The organism is Rhizobium aureum, from assembly GCF_030182495.1.
GTDB classification, from domain to species: Bacteria; Pseudomonadota; Alphaproteobacteria; order Rhizobiales; family Rhizobiaceae; genus Rhizobium; species Rhizobium tropici_C.
The window spans coordinates 1-16,196 of sequence record NZ_JAQJCI010000021.1 but is presented as its reverse complement, the minus strand read 5'-3'; the positions used below and the strand labels follow the sequence as shown (position 1 = coordinate 16,196).

Annotated in this window: 18 protein-coding genes; 4 read left to right on the top strand and 14 right to left on the bottom strand. The window is 59.2% G+C overall.

Annotated features, from left to right (window positions below; genetic code table 11):
- The first annotated feature begins 52 nt into the window (after positions 1 to 52).
- Positions 53 to 733 carry a peroxiredoxin-like family protein gene (locus tag PH552_RS29260; RefSeq protein ID WP_113250706.1) on the top strand — a complete coding sequence of 227 codons (681 nt, stop codon included), beginning with the start codon at positions 53 to 55 and terminating at the stop codon, positions 731 to 733.
- A gap of 72 nt (positions 734 to 805) precedes the next feature.
- Here the strand turns inward: PH552_RS29260 and recO are convergent, their stop codons facing one another.
- The 11 genes from recO to rpoZ form a co-directional block, all read right to left on the bottom strand.
- A complete protein-coding gene (gene recO, locus PH552_RS29255; protein ID WP_113250707.1) occupies positions 806 to 1,573 on the bottom strand; it encodes a DNA repair protein RecO in 768 nt (255 codons plus the stop codon).
- Between the two features lie 58 nt (positions 1,574 to 1,631).
- On the bottom strand, positions 1,632 to 2,114 hold the full coding sequence (locus PH552_RS29250; protein WP_246781523.1) for a response regulator: 483 nt from the start codon (positions 2,112 to 2,114) through the stop codon (positions 1,632 to 1,634).
- A 218-nt stretch (positions 2,115 to 2,332) separates the two neighbouring features.
- A complete protein-coding gene (locus PH552_RS29245; RefSeq protein WP_113250709.1) occupies positions 2,333 to 3,088 on the bottom strand; it encodes a Crp/Fnr family transcriptional regulator in 756 nt (251 codons plus the stop codon).
- 84 nt (positions 3,089 to 3,172) lie between these two features.
- On the bottom strand, positions 3,173 to 4,117 hold the full coding sequence (gene era, locus PH552_RS29240; RefSeq protein ID WP_112342697.1) for a GTPase Era: 945 nt from the start codon (positions 4,115 to 4,117) through the stop codon (positions 3,173 to 3,175).
- Between the two features lie 21 nt (positions 4,118 to 4,138).
- Complete coding sequence (rnc, locus tag PH552_RS29235) at positions 4,139 to 4,858, bottom strand: ribonuclease III (protein ID WP_113250710.1); 720 nt, start codon at positions 4,856 to 4,858, stop codon at positions 4,139 to 4,141.
- On the bottom strand, positions 4,855 to 5,601 hold the full coding sequence (lepB, locus tag PH552_RS29230; protein WP_113250711.1) for a signal peptidase I: 747 nt from the start codon (positions 5,599 to 5,601) through the stop codon (positions 4,855 to 4,857). The genes rnc and lepB overlap by 4 nt, the downstream gene beginning before the upstream one ends.
- A gap of 114 nt (positions 5,602 to 5,715) precedes the next feature.
- The gene (acpS, locus tag PH552_RS29225) at positions 5,716 to 6,120 is read right to left on the bottom strand and encodes a holo-ACP synthase (RefSeq protein ID WP_112342694.1); all 405 of its coding nucleotides are present in this window, start codon (positions 6,118 to 6,120) and stop codon (positions 5,716 to 5,718) included.
- Between the two features lie 40 nt (positions 6,121 to 6,160).
- Positions 6,161 to 6,748 (bottom strand): DUF2062 domain-containing protein, encoded by a 588-nt coding sequence (locus tag PH552_RS29220; protein ID WP_112342693.1) that lies wholly within the window; start codon positions 6,746 to 6,748, stop codon positions 6,161 to 6,163.
- Between the two features lie 219 nt (positions 6,749 to 6,967).
- Complete coding sequence (locus PH552_RS29215) at positions 6,968 to 7,117, bottom strand: DUF3563 family protein (protein ID WP_081615336.1); 150 nt, start codon at positions 7,115 to 7,117, stop codon at positions 6,968 to 6,970.
- A 189-nt stretch (positions 7,118 to 7,306) separates the two neighbouring features.
- On the bottom strand, positions 7,307 to 9,538 hold the full coding sequence (locus PH552_RS29210; protein ID WP_112342692.1) for a RelA/SpoT family protein: 2,232 nt from the start codon (positions 9,536 to 9,538) through the stop codon (positions 7,307 to 7,309).
- A gap of 100 nt (positions 9,539 to 9,638) precedes the next feature.
- The gene (rpoZ, locus tag PH552_RS29205; protein WP_069616142.1) at positions 9,639 to 10,037 is read right to left on the bottom strand and encodes a DNA-directed RNA polymerase subunit omega; all 399 of its coding nucleotides are present in this window, start codon (positions 10,035 to 10,037) and stop codon (positions 9,639 to 9,641) included.
- 311 nt (positions 10,038 to 10,348) lie between these two features.
- On the opposite strand from rpoZ, the gene PH552_RS29200 reads away from it, so the two are divergent.
- Positions 10,349 to 10,933, top strand: a complete 585-nt coding sequence (locus PH552_RS29200; protein WP_112342691.1) for a LabA-like NYN domain-containing protein — start codon at positions 10,349 to 10,351, stop codon at positions 10,931 to 10,933.
- Between the two features lie 176 nt (positions 10,934 to 11,109).
- On the opposite strand, the gene smpB is transcribed toward PH552_RS29200, so the two are convergent.
- Both smpB and dapA read right to left on the bottom strand, forming a co-directional pair.
- Positions 11,110 to 11,589 carry an SsrA-binding protein SmpB gene (smpB, locus tag PH552_RS29195; RefSeq protein ID WP_112797040.1) on the bottom strand — a complete coding sequence of 160 codons (480 nt, stop codon included), beginning with the start codon at positions 11,587 to 11,589 and terminating at the stop codon, positions 11,110 to 11,112.
- A 137-nt stretch (positions 11,590 to 11,726) separates the two neighbouring features.
- Positions 11,727 to 12,611, bottom strand: a complete 885-nt coding sequence (gene dapA / locus PH552_RS29190) for a 4-hydroxy-tetrahydrodipicolinate synthase (protein WP_113250712.1) — start codon at positions 12,609 to 12,611, stop codon at positions 11,727 to 11,729.
- Positions 12,612 to 12,942: 331 nt separating this feature from the next.
- Here dapA and PH552_RS29185 point away from each other — a divergent pair, with 331 nt between their 5' ends.
- Both PH552_RS29185 and PH552_RS29180 read left to right on the top strand, forming a co-directional pair.
- On the top strand, positions 12,943 to 14,880 hold the full coding sequence (locus PH552_RS29185) for a lytic transglycosylase domain-containing protein (protein WP_483315515.1): 1,938 nt from the start codon (positions 12,943 to 12,945) through the stop codon (positions 14,878 to 14,880).
- Positions 14,881 to 14,955: 75 nt separating this feature from the next.
- Positions 14,956 to 15,849: an alpha/beta fold hydrolase gene (locus PH552_RS29180; protein WP_113250714.1), complete on the top strand. Its 894-nt coding sequence runs from the start codon at positions 14,956 to 14,958 to the stop codon at positions 15,847 to 15,849.
- Between the two features lie 121 nt (positions 15,850 to 15,970).
- Here PH552_RS29180 and PH552_RS29175 read toward each other — a convergent pair.
- On the bottom strand, positions 15,971 to 16,196 hold a 226-nt coding region (locus tag PH552_RS29175; protein WP_285166492.1), incomplete at its 5' end, for a transposase.

The window sequence follows — 16,196 nt, the reverse complement described above, 5'->3', positions numbered from 1 at the left end:
GTCGGCAATTGTCAGGAGACTTTATTCAAGCACATAAAGGGAGGAACGAAACATGCAGGAGAACCACACCGAAAGACCGTTGCAGCCGGGAGATCGCGCGCCGAATGTCGTGCTGGATGCGATTACCCGCCAGGGCAAGATCGCGATCGACGATTTTCGGGGCCAAAAGCCCGTGCTCGTCGGATTGTTCCGCGGGCTGCATTGTCCCTTCTGCCGCCGGCAAATCGCCGCTATGTCCGAACTCTCAGGCGCTCTGCAGGAGAAAGGCATCGATAGCCTGACCGTCGTCAACACGCCGATCGAACGCGCCAGGCTCTATTTCCGGTTTCATCCGCTTCCCAATCTGCTGGCCGCTTCCGATCCGGAGCGGGTATCGCACAAGGCCTTTGGCCTGCCGAATGTCCAGTTCACCGAAGACGAGACCGACTGGCCGCGCAAGGTCGGCATCAGCGCCGTGCGGTCGATGCGCATCGACATGCCGGGCGAACTTCCCGAGCCGATGGATCCGATGGCAGCGACAGAATTCCTCGACAAGGCGGACGGATATGAATTCACGCCGGACGACAAGCAGATGATTGCCACCGGCGAAGGCCAGCTCGTCGGTGAATTCCTGCTTGATCGGGATGGCGTCATCCGCTGGTGTTTCACCGAGGCCGAAGAGGCCGGCCGTCATATGTTCGGCATTCCCGCACCGCGGGAAGTGATGTCGGCGGCGTCGAATATGGCTGTTTGAAGCGACCGGTCTTTCAGCTCCGACCACGCCTCGAGCGTGAACCCCTTTGCCGTGCACTTTGTCCGGCGTGTTCTATCTTTTTGCCGCAATGGCCGGCCGCTCCGGCGACACCGCATGCAGCGCCTTCATCGCGGCCTGAATAAAGCCCTCGCGCGCCGCGGCGATCTCTATGCCGCGCGGTTCGTAGACATGGCGATGCAGGAAGAAGCCGGTCAGGCGGAAGGCCGCCGCAAGGCTCTCCGTATCGGCGGCAACCACAGCTCCCGTCGATAGAAACGGCGGCAGCGCCAGCATCTTGTCCGCCCAAGGCATGCCGGCCGCACGGCAGACGGCACGCCCGCTCTTCGGCGAAACGAAAGCCAAATCCTCGCGCACGCCGGTTGCCGCGCATTCGGTCAGGTCGAGGCCGAAGCCCAGATCGTTCAACACGGCAAGCTCGAAGCGCACGAAAAGCTCACCGGCATCGGCTGGATTCTGCAGATTTTCGAGGATCACATCGAGCGCGTCGTAGAGATGCGGATGCGGATCCCGCTCCGGGAGCAGCCGCAGCAAGGCGGCCATTGCCTGCACGCCATAGACGGCGGTCGCGGTCTCCATCAGCCGCGCGGCCCGCAATGTGACCGGTTCCATGCGAAATTCACCAAGATGCTCATGCAGCCTTGCCCGCCAGGTTACCTCGACGAGATTGCCGGCCTGCAGCACCGGCTGCATGGCACGCGAGCGGCCTGATCGCACCAGCCCCATATGGCGGCCGCGGGCACGCGTCATCACCTCGGCGATGACGCTGGTCTCGCCAAGGCGCTTGACGCCCAGGATGATCGCGTGGTCCTGCCACTGCATCGGCCGGCTGCCCAGAAAGATTTTTGCGATTCGAATTTAAGGCAAATGCGCGCCGCTGTCACATGGCATGGGAATCGCCGGCCGCCAATGTCTGGACAAAGAGGCGCATGGCTTGTTCATCGAAGGGCTTGTTCAAAAGCGGCACATGCCGCAGGTCGGCCGGGAAATCGAGCGTGTCGGAATAACCACTGACAAAACCAAAGGAGATGCCGCGATCCATCAGCAATCGGGCAAAGCCGAAGCTCGTCGATTCCCCGAGGTTCACGTCCAGCATCGCAAAATCATAATGTTCGGAATGAACGGCATTCACTGCCTGTTCCAGATTCGAAGCAATCTCAATATGTTGAATACCCACGAGGCGAAGAATTTCTTCCGCCTCCATAGCGATAATGAGATTGTCTTCCAGAATAAGGACGCGCTGAAACGTCATATCAGCGCCATCCTTGCATGCGCGCGCCAGTCGGCGCTCCCCATAAAAAGTCCCACATCGATCCCTCCGGTGCCAATCATCGGCCCGTATTGAATGAATGGTTTTTGCCATTCGTATTGGCTTAGTCTCTTGTAACATGACCTTGCCTCCAAACCGCTTCGCACTTTTTGCACCGCGGTACTATGGGCTCGTTGACGTGCTCCAATCGCTTTTGCCGCCGGGGTTAGTAAAAGGTGAAACTGGTGGAAAAGTGACGGTGAGATTAATCTATGCTGATACAGTTGCAGTCAGCATTTAAAAAAGACATGCTGCTTTGCACTCAGAATAGCTCAGATGAAGGGGCGTTTGCCCGAATCAAGTCCATCCCAGCCGGCAAGTGCTGCAAGCCCCTCTCCATCCAGCACCTCGCAGCCTCGCTCCTGCCAAGCAAGCAATCCGCGCGCAGCCAGCTTTTTCAATGTCTTATTGGTGTGAACAACGGAAAGGCCGAGCGTATCCGCCACATGCTGCTGCGTGATCGGGATGACTTTGTTGCCATCGAAGAGGCGGAGCGCTCCGGCGCGCTGATGCAGGTATGCGATCAGATAGGCGGCCCGTTCGACGGCGGACCTGCGCCCGATGCTTAGGAGATGTTCATCCAGAATCCGCTCCTCTCTTGCTGCAATCCAGGTCAGATCGAAGGCAAGAGAGGCGTGCGAATTGTAAAGGGTCATCAATTCGGTGCGCTCGAAAACGCAGAGCGATACCGGTGAGAGCGCCTCGGTCGAGTGCTGCATCTCCCCCATGATCGACCCCTGCAGCCCTATGAGGTCGCCGGGCATTACATAGTTGAGGATCTGGCGTCGGCCGTCCTCCAGGGTTTTGTAGCGAAACCCCCATCCCGAAAGGATTGTGAAAAGGTGGGCGCTGTGCGCACCTTCGAGGAAGATCGTGGCGCCGGCATCGACAAGAAGCTCGCCCTTCTTGAAGCTGCTAACGAAATTCAGCTCATCGCGGTCGAATTCACGAAAATGCGGCAGAGACCTCAATGGACAGAGCTGGCACGGTGTTCGCTGTCCATGCATCGCCGCCGCCGCTTTCGCCATGAAACGCTCCCTGAATGGCGGCGGCGTGGACGACACGCCCGATAAACCGCTGCATTATAAAGCATTCATGAAAGCAAAGTTCCATCAATGCGGGAAGTCCAGCCCCATCTCGCGGAAACGCTCCGGATCATCTCCCCAGTTCTCGCGAACCTTGATGAAGAGGAAAAGATGCACCGGCTGCTCCAGGATTTCGGAGAGCTCCTTGCGCGACGCAGTCGAAATCGCCTTGATCGTCTCGCCGCCTTTGCCGAGGGCGATCTTTTTCTGGCTTTCGCGCTCGACATAGATCACCTGTTCGATGCGCACCGAACCATCCTTGCGCTCCTCCCACTTCTCCGTCTCGACATGCGAGGAATAGGGAAGCTCCTGGTGCAAGCGCAGGAACAATTTTTCGCGGGTGATTTCGGCGGCCAGCTGTCGCATCGGCAGATCGGAAATCTGGTCCTCCGGATAATACCAGGGGCCTTCCGGCAGGGTTTTCGCCAGATAGTCCATGACGTCGTCACAGCCGGAGCCATTTTCAGCCGAAATCATGAAGGTCTGATCGAAGGCGATCTTCTCATTGGCGGCGGCGGCAAGCGCCAGCAAATCCTCGCGACGGACACGGTCGATCTTGTTCAAGACCAGGATCTTCGGCTGAGAAACGTCCTTCAGCCCTTCCAGAATGGCTTCGGCATCGCCGCGCAAACCACGCTCGCTGTCGATCAGCAGCATGATGAGATCGGCATCCTTGGCGCCGCCCCAGGCGGACGTCACCATCGCGCGGTCAAGACGGCGGCGCGGCTTGAAGATGCCGGGCGTATCCATGAAGACGATCTGCGCATTGTTGTGAATGGCGATGCCGCGCACGATCGCGCGCGTCGTCTGCACCTTGTGGCTGACGATCGAGACCTTCGCGCCCACGAGCCGGTTGACCAGCGTCGATTTGCCGGCATTGGTGGGGCCGATAAGGGCTACGAAGCCCGAATGCGTCGGGGCGATATGTTCAACCGCACCGTCTTCGGCGGGCGTGTCCTGCTGATTGCTCATTTTTTCATTATTCCCCGGCAGTCACTTCTCAGTCAACTGAGGCTGCCATACGCCTTCGCGCTCCAGGATCCGCGTCGCCGCCATCTGCTCGGCCGCACGCTTGGAGCGTTCTATTCCTGTCTCGGGTGCCGTTCCCGCCACCTGTACCGTCACGGTGAAGCGCGGATCATGATCCGGTCCGCTGCGATCATCAACCCTGTAGACCGGGGTGACGCCAAATTTCGCATGCGCCCATTCCTGCAATTCCGTCTTGGCGTCGCGCCTTGCCCCTTCCGGCCTGATGGCGCGGCGCTCCCAAAAACGCAGGATGAATTTGCGGGCGACTTCGAGGCCGCCATCCAGATAGAGCGCGGCAATCAGGCTCTCGACGACATCGGCGCGAACGTTGAGCATGCGTTTGCCCGTCAGCTTCTTCACGTCGGCGCCCGTACGAATGTAAAGATGCAGCTCCATCTCGTCGGCAACTTCGGCGCAGGTTTCGGCACTGACCAGCTGGTTGAGGCGAACCGAAAGCTCGCCTTCCGTCGCCGCACCGAAGGTCTTGAACAGCAACTCGGCGATGCAAAGGCCGAGGACCCGGTCGCCGAGAAATTCCAGCCGTTCGTAATTGCCCGTCTTGTGCGTGCGTGCGCTGGCATGTGTCAGCGCACGGTCGAGACGCTCCTTCTCGGCGAATTCATGACCTATCGCAACCTCAAGCTTCGTACGATCCGCCTGGGAGAGCGCCTGCGCCTTCGTCATTCGACAACCTTGAAGAGGCGATCCCAACGCATGTTGGTCGGCCATTTCCAGACTTCGCGGAACGAGATGTCATGGCCCAGCGAGAAGAAGATGACGCTGGCGCGGCCGATGAGGTTTTCGGCCGGCACATAGCCGACGTCGAAACGGCTGTCGTCGGAATTGTCGCGGTTGTCGCCCATCATGAAGTAATGGCCGGCCGGCACGACATATTCCTGGGTGTTGTCGCCGCGCGAATTCGGCGAAAGATCCAGCGTGTCATAGACCTTGCCGCTATCCGGCAGACGCTCGCTATAGACGGGGATGTTGTCGCCCGGCTCCTGGCTGTAGTCCGACGAGAACGTGCCGTGCGGCTCGCGCGGAACGGCCTGGCCGTTGATGTAGAGGATATCGTTCTTGACCTGAATGCGGTCGCCCGGCAGGCCGATCACGCGCTTGATGTAATCAACGTCCGGATTCGGCGGGAAACGGAACACGACGACGTCGCCACGCTTCGGCTCGCTGCCCAGAATACGGCCGCTGAAGAGATCCGGCGAGAACGGCAGCGAATATTTCGAATAGCCGTAGGCGAATTTGTTGACGAAGATATAGTCTCCGACAAGAAGCGTCGGCATCATCGAACCGGACGGGATGGTGAACGGCTGAAAGAGAACCGTGCGGATGATCATGGCCAGGACGAGCGCCTGTACGATGACCTTGATGTTTTCCCACAGGGCGTTCTGCTGTTTTACGGCTTTTTCGGACACGCAGTCTTATTCCTTTTTCGCACCCCACCGGCGCACTTGCTTTCAGGCACTGTCTACTCGCTTCACATCATTGCGGCAATGGCGCGGATGCCAAAAGCGACATATGGCTGTGATTCAGCCATCCACCGGCAATGCCTCGATGATCACAAAAGCCTGAGCAAGAGGAAAATCATCGGTGATCGTCAAATGAATGGCGGCGCGATGATTTGGCGGCAGCATGGACGCCAGTCTCTCTGCCGCCCCACCGGTCAATTGCATCGTCGGCTTGCCGCTCCGCAGATTGACGACACCCATGTCGCGCCAGAAGACGCCTTGCGCCAGGCCGGTGCCCAAAGCCTTGGAACAGGCTTCCTTGGCTGCAAAGCGCTTGGCGTAGGAGGCCGCCTTGTTCTTGCGGCCTTCGGACTTGGCGCGCTCGATATCGGTAAAACAGCGCTCGGTAAACCGCGTGCCGAAACGCTCGATCGTCTTCTCCACACGGCGGATGTCGATGAGATCACTGCCTATGCCGATAATCATGGGGAGGCCCTCCTGGCGGCCGGGGCGATGTCAGGCGCCGTCAGACGCTCGATGCGTTTTCGGCAAGCGCCAGCCGTTCGCGAGCGCGCTCCATCAGGCGTTCCTTGCGGCGTGTCTTGAAGGTCTTCACGCCATAATAGGTGAGCGCATAGACGATCACGCCGGTCACGATCGCCGGCGGAATGCCGCCTATCAGCATCGGCTTCAAAACCGGATCCCAGATTTGCGAGAGATCGCCCTTGTGCCACAGCGCAGGCAAATCGATGCTGCTACCCTGGCCGCCGCTGTCGCGCGCCAGGATCAGATGACCGATTTCCCAAGTGAGAGCCCAGATGAAGGGATAGGTGATTGGATTGCCGGCCGCCAGACATCCGAGCGCCGACGCGATGACATTGCCGCCGACCAGATAGGCGATGATGATCGCCATGACGAAGTGCACGCCGATGAACGGCGTCCACGACACCACGATACCAGCAGCAAAACCGGCCGCAACGGAATGCGGCGAGGCGGCAAGGCGAACAAGACGCTTGCCGAAATATTGGAACGAACGGACGAAACCCTTGCGGGGCCATAGGTGCTCCCGCAGTTTTTCCTTGAATGTCAGTGGTTTTCGGCGACGAAATAGCATGCGGCTTATCTAGTGCAATGGGGGCCGTCGTGACAAGACCGGCCTTGCGTATCACGCACCGATTAAGAACCGAAAGTGCGGCCCTTTTTGGGAACGCTGCCTGCTCAGGATGCAGAAAATCGACGTTCCTCATTTGCGGGAAGCAATCCCGCAAGATCGGGATGCTCCAAGGGCGCAACAACGACGCGCCCTTCCTGGTCTTTCAAGTATTAACGGCTGTTAACGCTGACGGAACAGACCGCGATCGACCTGACGCTGACGATATTCAAGGTCAAAACGGTCGTGCGAACCATTCAGATAAGCCATTTCGCGCTCTTCGACACTCGGAACACGCAGGGCGCGGGCGATTTTCTTGATCGGACTAAACATTGTCTTCTCTCATCTCTGTTTCGTTTCTTCGATGATCAGAAGATAAGCGCGACCAAGGTAAATTACCACCGCTCTAAAATAGACGCAGCCATGCGCTTATTGCATATCTATCCGGAAAGGCGCTCGATTTTGGTCATAAAATGATCACAAAATATGCAGCCTGCCTCGGATCGAGTGATATCGCGCGGCTTACTCGTAAAGACGTTTCACCGTCGCGATACAATCGAGCTCCTTGAGCTGCACCAGAAGCTGGTTGAGCTGACGCAGATCCCATACTTCCACGTCGAGCGCCATTTCGGTGAAATCGGCGGCAACGCGAACGGTGTTGAGCACACGAATATTGACATCGACATCGGCGACGGTCTGCGCCACCTTGGCCAAGGTGCCAGGTTCGTTCAGCGCGTTGATCATGATACGCGCCGCAAAGCGGGACTTGTTGGCCTCGTCCAGATCCCAGCGCACGTCGATCCAGCGCTCCGGCTCGTCATCGAACCGCTGCAGCACCGGCGACTGGATCGGATATATGGTGATGCCCTTGCCCTTTTCCATGATGCCGACGATACGGTCGCCAGGAACGGCGCCGGTCGGGGCGAAATGCACCTCGACATTGGCTGCCAGGCCGCGGATCGGCGGCGCGTCGGCATCTGTGCCGTCGGCCAGATCGGCCTTGGTCTTGCCGGGGATCTTGAAGATCATGCCCGCGGCGCTGCGGACGTTGAACCAGCCTTCGTCGCCGGCAGGCTTCACGGTCACGCGCTCATCCTGATGATCGGGGAAGACGGCGCGCAAGACATCCAGCGACGACATCTCCCCTCGCCCGACGGCAGCGATCGCATCCTCGACATCCTTCTGGCCGAGGCGGTGCAGGGCCGGCTTCAGGGCGTCGCGCGAGAAGACCTTGCCGGCGCGCTCGAAGGTGCGCTCCAGAATACGGTGGCCAAGGCCGGCATATTGCTTGCGGATGGCAAGACGGGTCGCGCGGCGGATGGCGGCACGCGCTTTGCCTGTCACGACGATCTCTTCCCAGGCGGCCGGCGGCACCTGCACGCCGGATCGGATAATCTCGACTTCATCGCCATTGTTCAGCCGCGTCACCAGCGGCATGATGCGGCCGTTGATCTTGGCGCCGACTGTGGTGTCGCCGATGTTGGTGTGAACCGCATAGGCGAAGTCGATCGGCGTCGCGCCACGCGGCAGGGCGATCAGCTTGCCCTTGGGCGTGAAGCAGAAGACCTGATCCTGGAACAGCTCGAGCTTCGTGTGTTCGAGGAATTCTTCAGGGCTGTCGCCTTCCGCCAGCGCTTCGATCGTGTGGCGCAGCCAGGAATAGGCATTGCTTTCGCGCGACAGAAGTTCACCATCCGCGCCATTGCTATTGCTATTCGTGCCATCCTTATAGAGCGTGTGGGCGGCAATGCCGAATTCGGCGATTTCATGCATGCGCTTGGTGCGGACCTGCAGCTCGATGCGCTGGCTGGAAGGGCCGACGATGGTGGTGTGCAGCGAGCGGTAGTCATTCTGCTTCGGCGTCGAGATATAGTCCTTGAACCGCCCGGGAACGACGCGCCAGCGGGTGTGCACGATGCCGAGAGCACGGTAGCAGGACGGAATATCGTCGACGAGAAGGCGGAAGCCGTAAATATCGGAAAGCTGCTCGAAGGAGAGCGACTTCGACTGCATCTTGCGGAAGACGGAATAAGGCTTCTTCAGCCGACCCTTGACCATGGCATTGGCAAGGCCGTTGGCGACAAGCAGATCGCGCAGCTCGGTCTCGATCTTCTTGACGAGGCCCTCGTTGCGTCGCGACAGCTCCTCGAGGCGCTTGGTGACGGTGTCATGCGCTTCCGGATTGATGTGACGAAAGGAGAGCTCCTCCAGCTCCTCGCGCATGTCCTGCATGCCCATGCGGCCGGCGAGCGGCGCATAGATTTCCATCGTCTCCTCGGAAATGCGGGCGCGCTTTTCCGGCGACATGTGATCGAGCGTGCGCATGTTGTGCAGGCGATCTGCAAGCTTCACCAGCAGCACGCGCACATCGTCGGAAATGGCGAGAAGCAGCTTGCGCAGGTTTTCCGCCTGCTTCGCCTTCTTGGTGACGAGATCGAGCTTCTTGATCTTCGTCAGGCCCTCGACCAGGCGGCCGATATCCTCGCCGAACAGCTCGTCGATCTCGGCGCGCGTCGCCGTCGTATCTTCGATCGTGTCGTGGAGAAGAGCGACCGCGATGGTCGATTCATCCAGACGCATATCGGTCAGGATCGCAGCAACTTCGAGAGGATGGGAAATATAGGGGTCGCCGCTTGCACGTTTCTGCTGGCCATGCTTCTGCATTGCATAAACATAGGCTTTATTGAGAAGAGCTTCGTTGGCATCGGGCTTGTATTTCTGCACGCGCTCGACAAGCTCGTATTGCCGCATCATTCCAAAGCTACTCCAGCAAAAACAAAAGCGCGCCAGTCATATGACCGGCGCACGCATTTCCCCATCATATCGCTCCTGCCCGGAGCATCAAGGTCGACGATCAGTAATCGTCGCTTTTTTCCGGCGGAACCAGGCCTTCGATACCGGCCAGAAGTTCTTCTTCCGACATCTGATCGAACGTCACGGTCTCCGGCAGATCTTCTTCCTCGTCGCTGGAGGCGGAAGCGCCGGCTGCAAGCAGGCTTGCGGGATCGGGCTCCGGCTCATCCACTTCCACGTGCTTCTGCAGCGAATGGATGAGATCTTCCTTGAGATCGTCCGGCGACAGCGTCTCGTCGGCGATTTCGCGCAGCGCAACGACCGGGTTCTTGTCGTTATCGCGATCGATCGTGATCGAGGAGCCCTGCGAAATCAGACGGGCGCGATGGCTGGCGAGCAGCACGAGCTCGAACCGGTTCTCTACTTTATCAATGCAATCTTCTACTGTGACACGGGCCATTGCCTGTCCTTTGCGGTCGTGATGTCGTCATCATGTCTCGGAGTAGCACGCCGATACAAGCAAACGATGGCAAATTCAAGTTTTTCCTGATTCAGCGCCTTCGCACCCTCCGGGAAAGTGCTAAAATACCCCTAGACAAACGGCGATTTCTACCTGCGATTGCTTGGAATATCACATTTCGTGCCCTACATGTCGGTTATATGAATAATTCATAAAGTACTACGAATTATTCTGCAACACGTTGCAACGGATTGTTTTAGCTGAACTTTGAATGAAATCATTGCGTTTTTATAACAGTGGATATGTAAGCGATGTTTGACCCACGCGAAAAAATTGCACTCTTTATAGATGGCGCCAATCTCTACGCTGCATCCAAGAGCCTCGGTTTCGATATTGACTACCGCAAGCTCCTGAAGGCCTTTCAGAAACGCGGATATCTCCTGCGCGCCTATTATTACACCGCTCTAATCGAAGATCAGGAATATTCCTCGATCCGCCCGCTGATCGATTGGCTGGATTATAACGGCTATAAGGTCATCACCAAGCCGGCCAAGGAATTCACCGACTCCATGGGACGCCGCAAGATCAAGGGCAACATGGACATCGAGTTGGCCATCGACGCCATGGAACAATCCGAAACCGTCGATCATCTGGTGATCTTCTCCGGCGACGGTGACTTCACGACCCTCGTGGAGGCCCTGCAGCGCCGTGGCCGCAAGGTGTCGGTCATCTCGACCATGGCAACGCAGCCGCCGATGATCGCTGACGATCTGCGCCGCCAGGCCGATCATTTCATCGATCTCGTATCGCTGAAGGCCGAAATCGGCCGCGAAGCTTCGGAGCGCCCGCAACGTCCCGCCGAACCGACACCAGCCGCTTCGGATGTCGAAGAATAATTGGGACCGCGTCAACCGGATTCGTTGTCTGCCGAGGGATAATTGCGCACTCGGCGGGCGCGTTTCATAGTTGCCGCGGCAGCCGGCCCTTCGCTAGGGCTCAGGGCGTTCGTCGCTGCAATCGATTCACTGGATCGATTGCTCGGGCTTTGCCCGACCGCTCCTCACCCTCACTATCATCCATTGTCCTTGAGCAGGCGGCTCTTCTGCCTGTTCCAATCGCGCTCCTTCTCGGACTCGCGCTTGTCATGCAGCTTCTTGCCCTTGGCGAGAGCCAGTTCCAGCTTGGCGCGGCCATTGTCGTTGAAATAGATCTTCAGCGGCACGAGCGTCATGCCTTCGCGATTGATGGCCGAGCGCAGCCGGCCGATTTCGCGGCTTGAAAGCAGCAGCTTGCGGCGGCGGCGCGGTTCATGGTTGAAGCGATTGGCCTGCAGATATTCCGGCAGATAGGAATTGATCAGCCAGATCTCGCCGTCCTCGTCGGAGGCGTAGGATTCGGCGATATTGGCCTTGCCTTCGCGCAGCGACTTGACCTCCGTGCCCTTCAGCACGAGCCCTGCTTCGTAAGTGTCGATGATCTCGTAGTTGAAGCGTGCCTTGCGGTTCTCCGCCACAATCTTCTTCACCACGCGCTGGCTGCCTTTGGGTGCCATGGTTCTTCTTCTTTTCTTGCGTCATTGCGGCAGCGGCCAAAAGCGCGCCAAGTTGCTGCCTCCTAAATAAGCGAGACCGCCCTCCTTGTGAAGAGAGCGGTCCGGCAGAGTTTCGGCAGGACGGTTCGTAAGCCGCCTCAGTTCAGAAGACCGGCATGGCGCATGGCGGCATCGATCGCCGCTTCCGTTCCCGGCTCCAGCGTCGACAGAAGCGGCGAGCGCACATTGCGGCTCATGCGGCCAAGGCGGGAGAGCCCGTATTTGGCGCCGCAGAGACCGGGTTCCAGGAAGATCGCCTTGTGCAGCGGCATTAGGCGATCCTGGTAGTCCAGAGCCTTGGCATAGTCACCGGCGAGCGTCGCCGCCTGGAATTCGGCACATAGGCGCGGCGCGACATTGGCGGTTACGGAAATGCAGCCGACGCCGCCATGGGCGTTGAAGCCGAGCGCCGTGGCATCCTCGCCGGAAAGCTGGCGGAAATCGCGACCACAGCTGATACGCTGCTCGGAGACGCGCTCGATCTTGCCGGTCGCATCCTTCACGCCGACGATATTGGCGTATGTCTTCGCAAGCGCCCCCATCGTCTCCGGCGTCATATCGACAACCGAGCGGCCCGGAATGTTATAGATATAGATCGGCAGCTTTACCGCCTCGGCAATAGCGGCGAAATGTGCGTAAAGCCCCTTCTGCGTCGGCTTGTTGTAGTAAGGCGTGACGACCAGAACCGCATCGGCGCCGACCTTTTCGGCGTGCTGCGCAAGCTCGATCGCCTCGCGGGTATTGTTCGAACCCGCGCCCGCCATGACCGGAACGCGCTTGTTGGCGACTTCAATGCAAAGCTCGACGACGCGCTTATGCTCGTCATGCGACAAGGTCGGCGATTCCCCAGTGGTGCCGACGGGCACCAAACCCTTGCTACCCTCTTTTATCTGCCAGTCGACATGTGAGGCGAAGGATGCCTCATCCACCTTGCCGGCGTCAGTAAAGGGCGTAACGAGTGCGGGAATGGATCCCTGGAACATGCAAGTCTCCTAGCGGCGCGGCATTCATGCTTCAGCCGCAATCCATGGTTATGAATCCGCGCACCATAAAGCGCCGGCTTGACGGCGACAAGCACGCTTTGGATGGTAGAGGGCAGTTTCCGATATCATAATTGATTGAAATTCGGACCACCGGTAAGGTTTCGTTAATATAGCGTTTGGCAAATGGAATGGGACCGTTTGTTTTGTGAGTAGCCGGATGAAGAGACCAGTCATGATCTGGACCGTCGTGGGCTTGGCGGTGGCTTGGGGCGCCGTGGCGTCGCAGCTTCCCGGTCAGCAGCAATCCACACGCGCCAGCGCCGATCTCGCCATGGCGACGGATCCCATAAGCACGGCCGCGATCCCGCGCGGCGGCACCATCGCGCCGGTGAGCGGAGACCTGAAGGCAGGCCTGGACGCGCTTTCCAACAAGAATCCGATGCAGGCGCTTGCCATCCGCAACAGCATGGACGAAGGCACGCTTGATCGCCATATCCTGACCTGGGCGATTGCCACTTCGGGCCAGCCGGGCATTCCCTCGGGTGAGATCGCCAGCGCCGCTCGCGAGCTCGCGGGCTGGCCTGGTCTCGGCAGCCTGCGCGCCAATTCCGAGCGAGCGCTCTACTTAGAAAATCCGGCAACGGATCAAGTCCTTGCCGCCTTCGGCAGCTCGCAGCCGGAGACCGTGGAGGGCAGCATCATCCTCTCGCGCGCGCTCATGGCGCGCGGCTCTTCAGCTCAAGCCGGCAAGCTGATCCGCAAGATCTGGCGTGACGAGCCACTCGATAAGGCGCTTGAAGACAAGATTCTCGCAGAATTCCCCAGCCTGCTGTCGCCTGCCGATCACAAGGCGCGCATGGATTATCTGCTTTACCGCGACCGGACTGCGCAGGCCAAACGCTTCGGCGATCTCGGCAAGGCGCAATCGCTCTATAAGGCTTGGGCCGCCGTCAATGACCGCTCGCCGAAGGCTGACGCGCTGATTGCGGCCGTCGATGCGCAATGGCGTAAGGATCCCGCCTATCTCTTCATGCGGATCGAAAACCTGCGCCGCCAGAACAGATATGACGACGCCGCCAATCTGCTGGCGCAAATGCCGCGCGACCGCAGCGTCCTTGTCAGCCCCGGCCAATGGTGGAACGAGCAGCGCATCGTCAGCCGCGGCCTGGTGGACCAGGGTGAATTCAAGGCGGCCTATCGTGTTGTCGATGCCAGTGTCGCGGAAAGCCCGCAGGATGTCGGCGAGGCCGAATTCCATGCCGGCTGGTACGCTCTGCGCGGCCTGCAGGACGGCGCAAGCGCGGCAAGCCATTTCCGCAAGATCCTGCAGGTCTCGAACGGGCCGATCTCGCAATCGCGCGGCTGGTACTGGCTCGGCCGCGCGGCCGAAGCGGGCGGCCCGGGCAAATCGGCCGATTTCTACGCTAGGGCCGCCTCCTATCCGAGCACGTTCTATGGACAGCTCGCAGCCGAAAAGCTTAGCCGCCGCACGCTGAATGTCAGCTACCCCTCACCCTCGGCTGCCGATCGCCAGCGCTTCCAGGAACGTGAAGCGGTGCAGGCGATCTCACGGCTCGAGGCGGCAGGGCATGGCTGGCGTGGAGAGGCGCTCTATCGCGCCCTGGCAAAGCAGCTGGAAAGCCCCGGTGAAATCGCCCTGTTGACCGCTCGAGCCGAGCGCTCTGGCAACCACCAGCTTTCACTGCAGATCGGCAAGATTGCTTATGGGCGCGGCGTCGACGTGGCGGCACTCGCCTTCCCGATCGGCGTCATTCCGGACAACGCCAATATCTCCGGCTCCGGCAAGGCGCTCGCCTACGCCATTGCCCGGCAGGAAAGCGCCTTCAATCCGGCTGCGGTCTCCTCCGCCAATGCGCGGGGCCTGCTGCAGCTGCTGCCGAAGACGGCAAAGGCCGTTGCCGGCCGGCACGGAATGGCCTATTCCGCCGATAAGTTAACGCAGGATGCGGGCTATAACGCCACGCTTGGCGCTCATTACCTCGGCGAGCAGATCGACACCTTCGGCGGATCCTACATCCTCACCTTCATCGCCTACAATGCCGGGCCGAACAAGGTGCCGGAATGGATCAGCCGCTATGGCGACCCGCGCGGCAAGTCGCTCGACGACGTGATCGACTGGATCGAGCGTATTCCCTTCCCCGAGACGCGAAACTATGTCCAGCGGGTCATGGAAAACTATCAGGTCTACAAGGCGCGCCTCGGACAAAAGGCCGACATCGTACAGGATCTGGTCAATGGCCGCGGTTAACACGGGACCGCGGTTGTACGCCTTACGGAAATGCCGTTACATCCCTCGTAATATCCGAAGCATGAGGGACGATGCATGCGCAGTGACGATCAAAGCGGGTTCCTTGCCAGAACCATCCCGGCCACGGACGGCCTGAAGCTTCATGTGCGGGATTATGCCGGTGACAAAGCGGCGATACTGAACCCCACGCCCGTCTTCTGCCTGCCGGGGCTGACACGCAATTCGCGTGATTTTCACCAATTGGCGCTGCTTCTGTCGCGGGATTCCCCGGCCCCACGCAGGGTGATCACACTGGACGCTCGCGGGCGCGGCCTATCCGAACGGGATCCCGACAAATCCCATTACAATCTGCTCGTCGAAGCGCAGGACGTGCTGACAGTTTGCGCCGCTCTCGATATCAAGCAAGCCATCTTCGTCGGCACGTCACGCGGCGGTCTGATCCTGCATATGCTCGCGGCCAGTCGACCGGATGTCCTGGAAGCGGTCATCCTCAACGATATCGGTCCCGTCCTGGAAAAGATCGGGCTGGCGGATATTCGCGACTATCTCAACCGCGACAGGAAACCCGCCAGTTGGAGCGAGGCGGTCGAGATCCTGCGGGAAAACCATGGCAGCGCCTTTACGGCGCTTGCCGAAGAGGATTGGCAGGACATGGCGCGAGCGATCTACACCGCTGTCGACGGCAAACCGGTTGCCGATTACGATCTCGCCATTGCGGCCCAGATGCAGGCACTCGATCTGGAAGCGCCGATTCCCGATCTTTGGACGCAGTTTGAGGGATTTCAGGATATCCCGCTGATGGTGATTCGCGGCGAGAATTCGAAGCTGCTTGCGCAATCCACGACCGACGAGATGGCAAAACGCCATCCAGGCACCATCGTCAAGATCGCCAATGGACAAGGCCATGCCCCAATCCTGCATCTCGGCGATATTCCAGACGCAATTCGAGATTTCATCTCGGGGCTTTGAGGATGGCACCTCAAATCGCTCGGTTCCTAAGGAACAAGAAGGCGGGAACAGTCATGACCTCCACCAGAGGTGGAGGTTTGAAACGCTGCGCTTGAACCGCTAGAAGCGGTATTGTTAGCGCTTAGTAGCTACGATTGAAGAGGTCGGCAAAGTCGGAAGCTTTGTCGGCCTTTTCCTGATTACGGATATATTGTCTGACGACCTGCTCGTTATAGCCCGTCGTCGATACGAAATACCCGCGTGCCCAAAAGTGATACCCTTTGTAGCGGCGCTTGCGCGCATATTTGTTCGCTACGTAAAGGGCCGTCTTGCCCTTCAAGAAGCCGACAATATGCGAAACCGAGTAT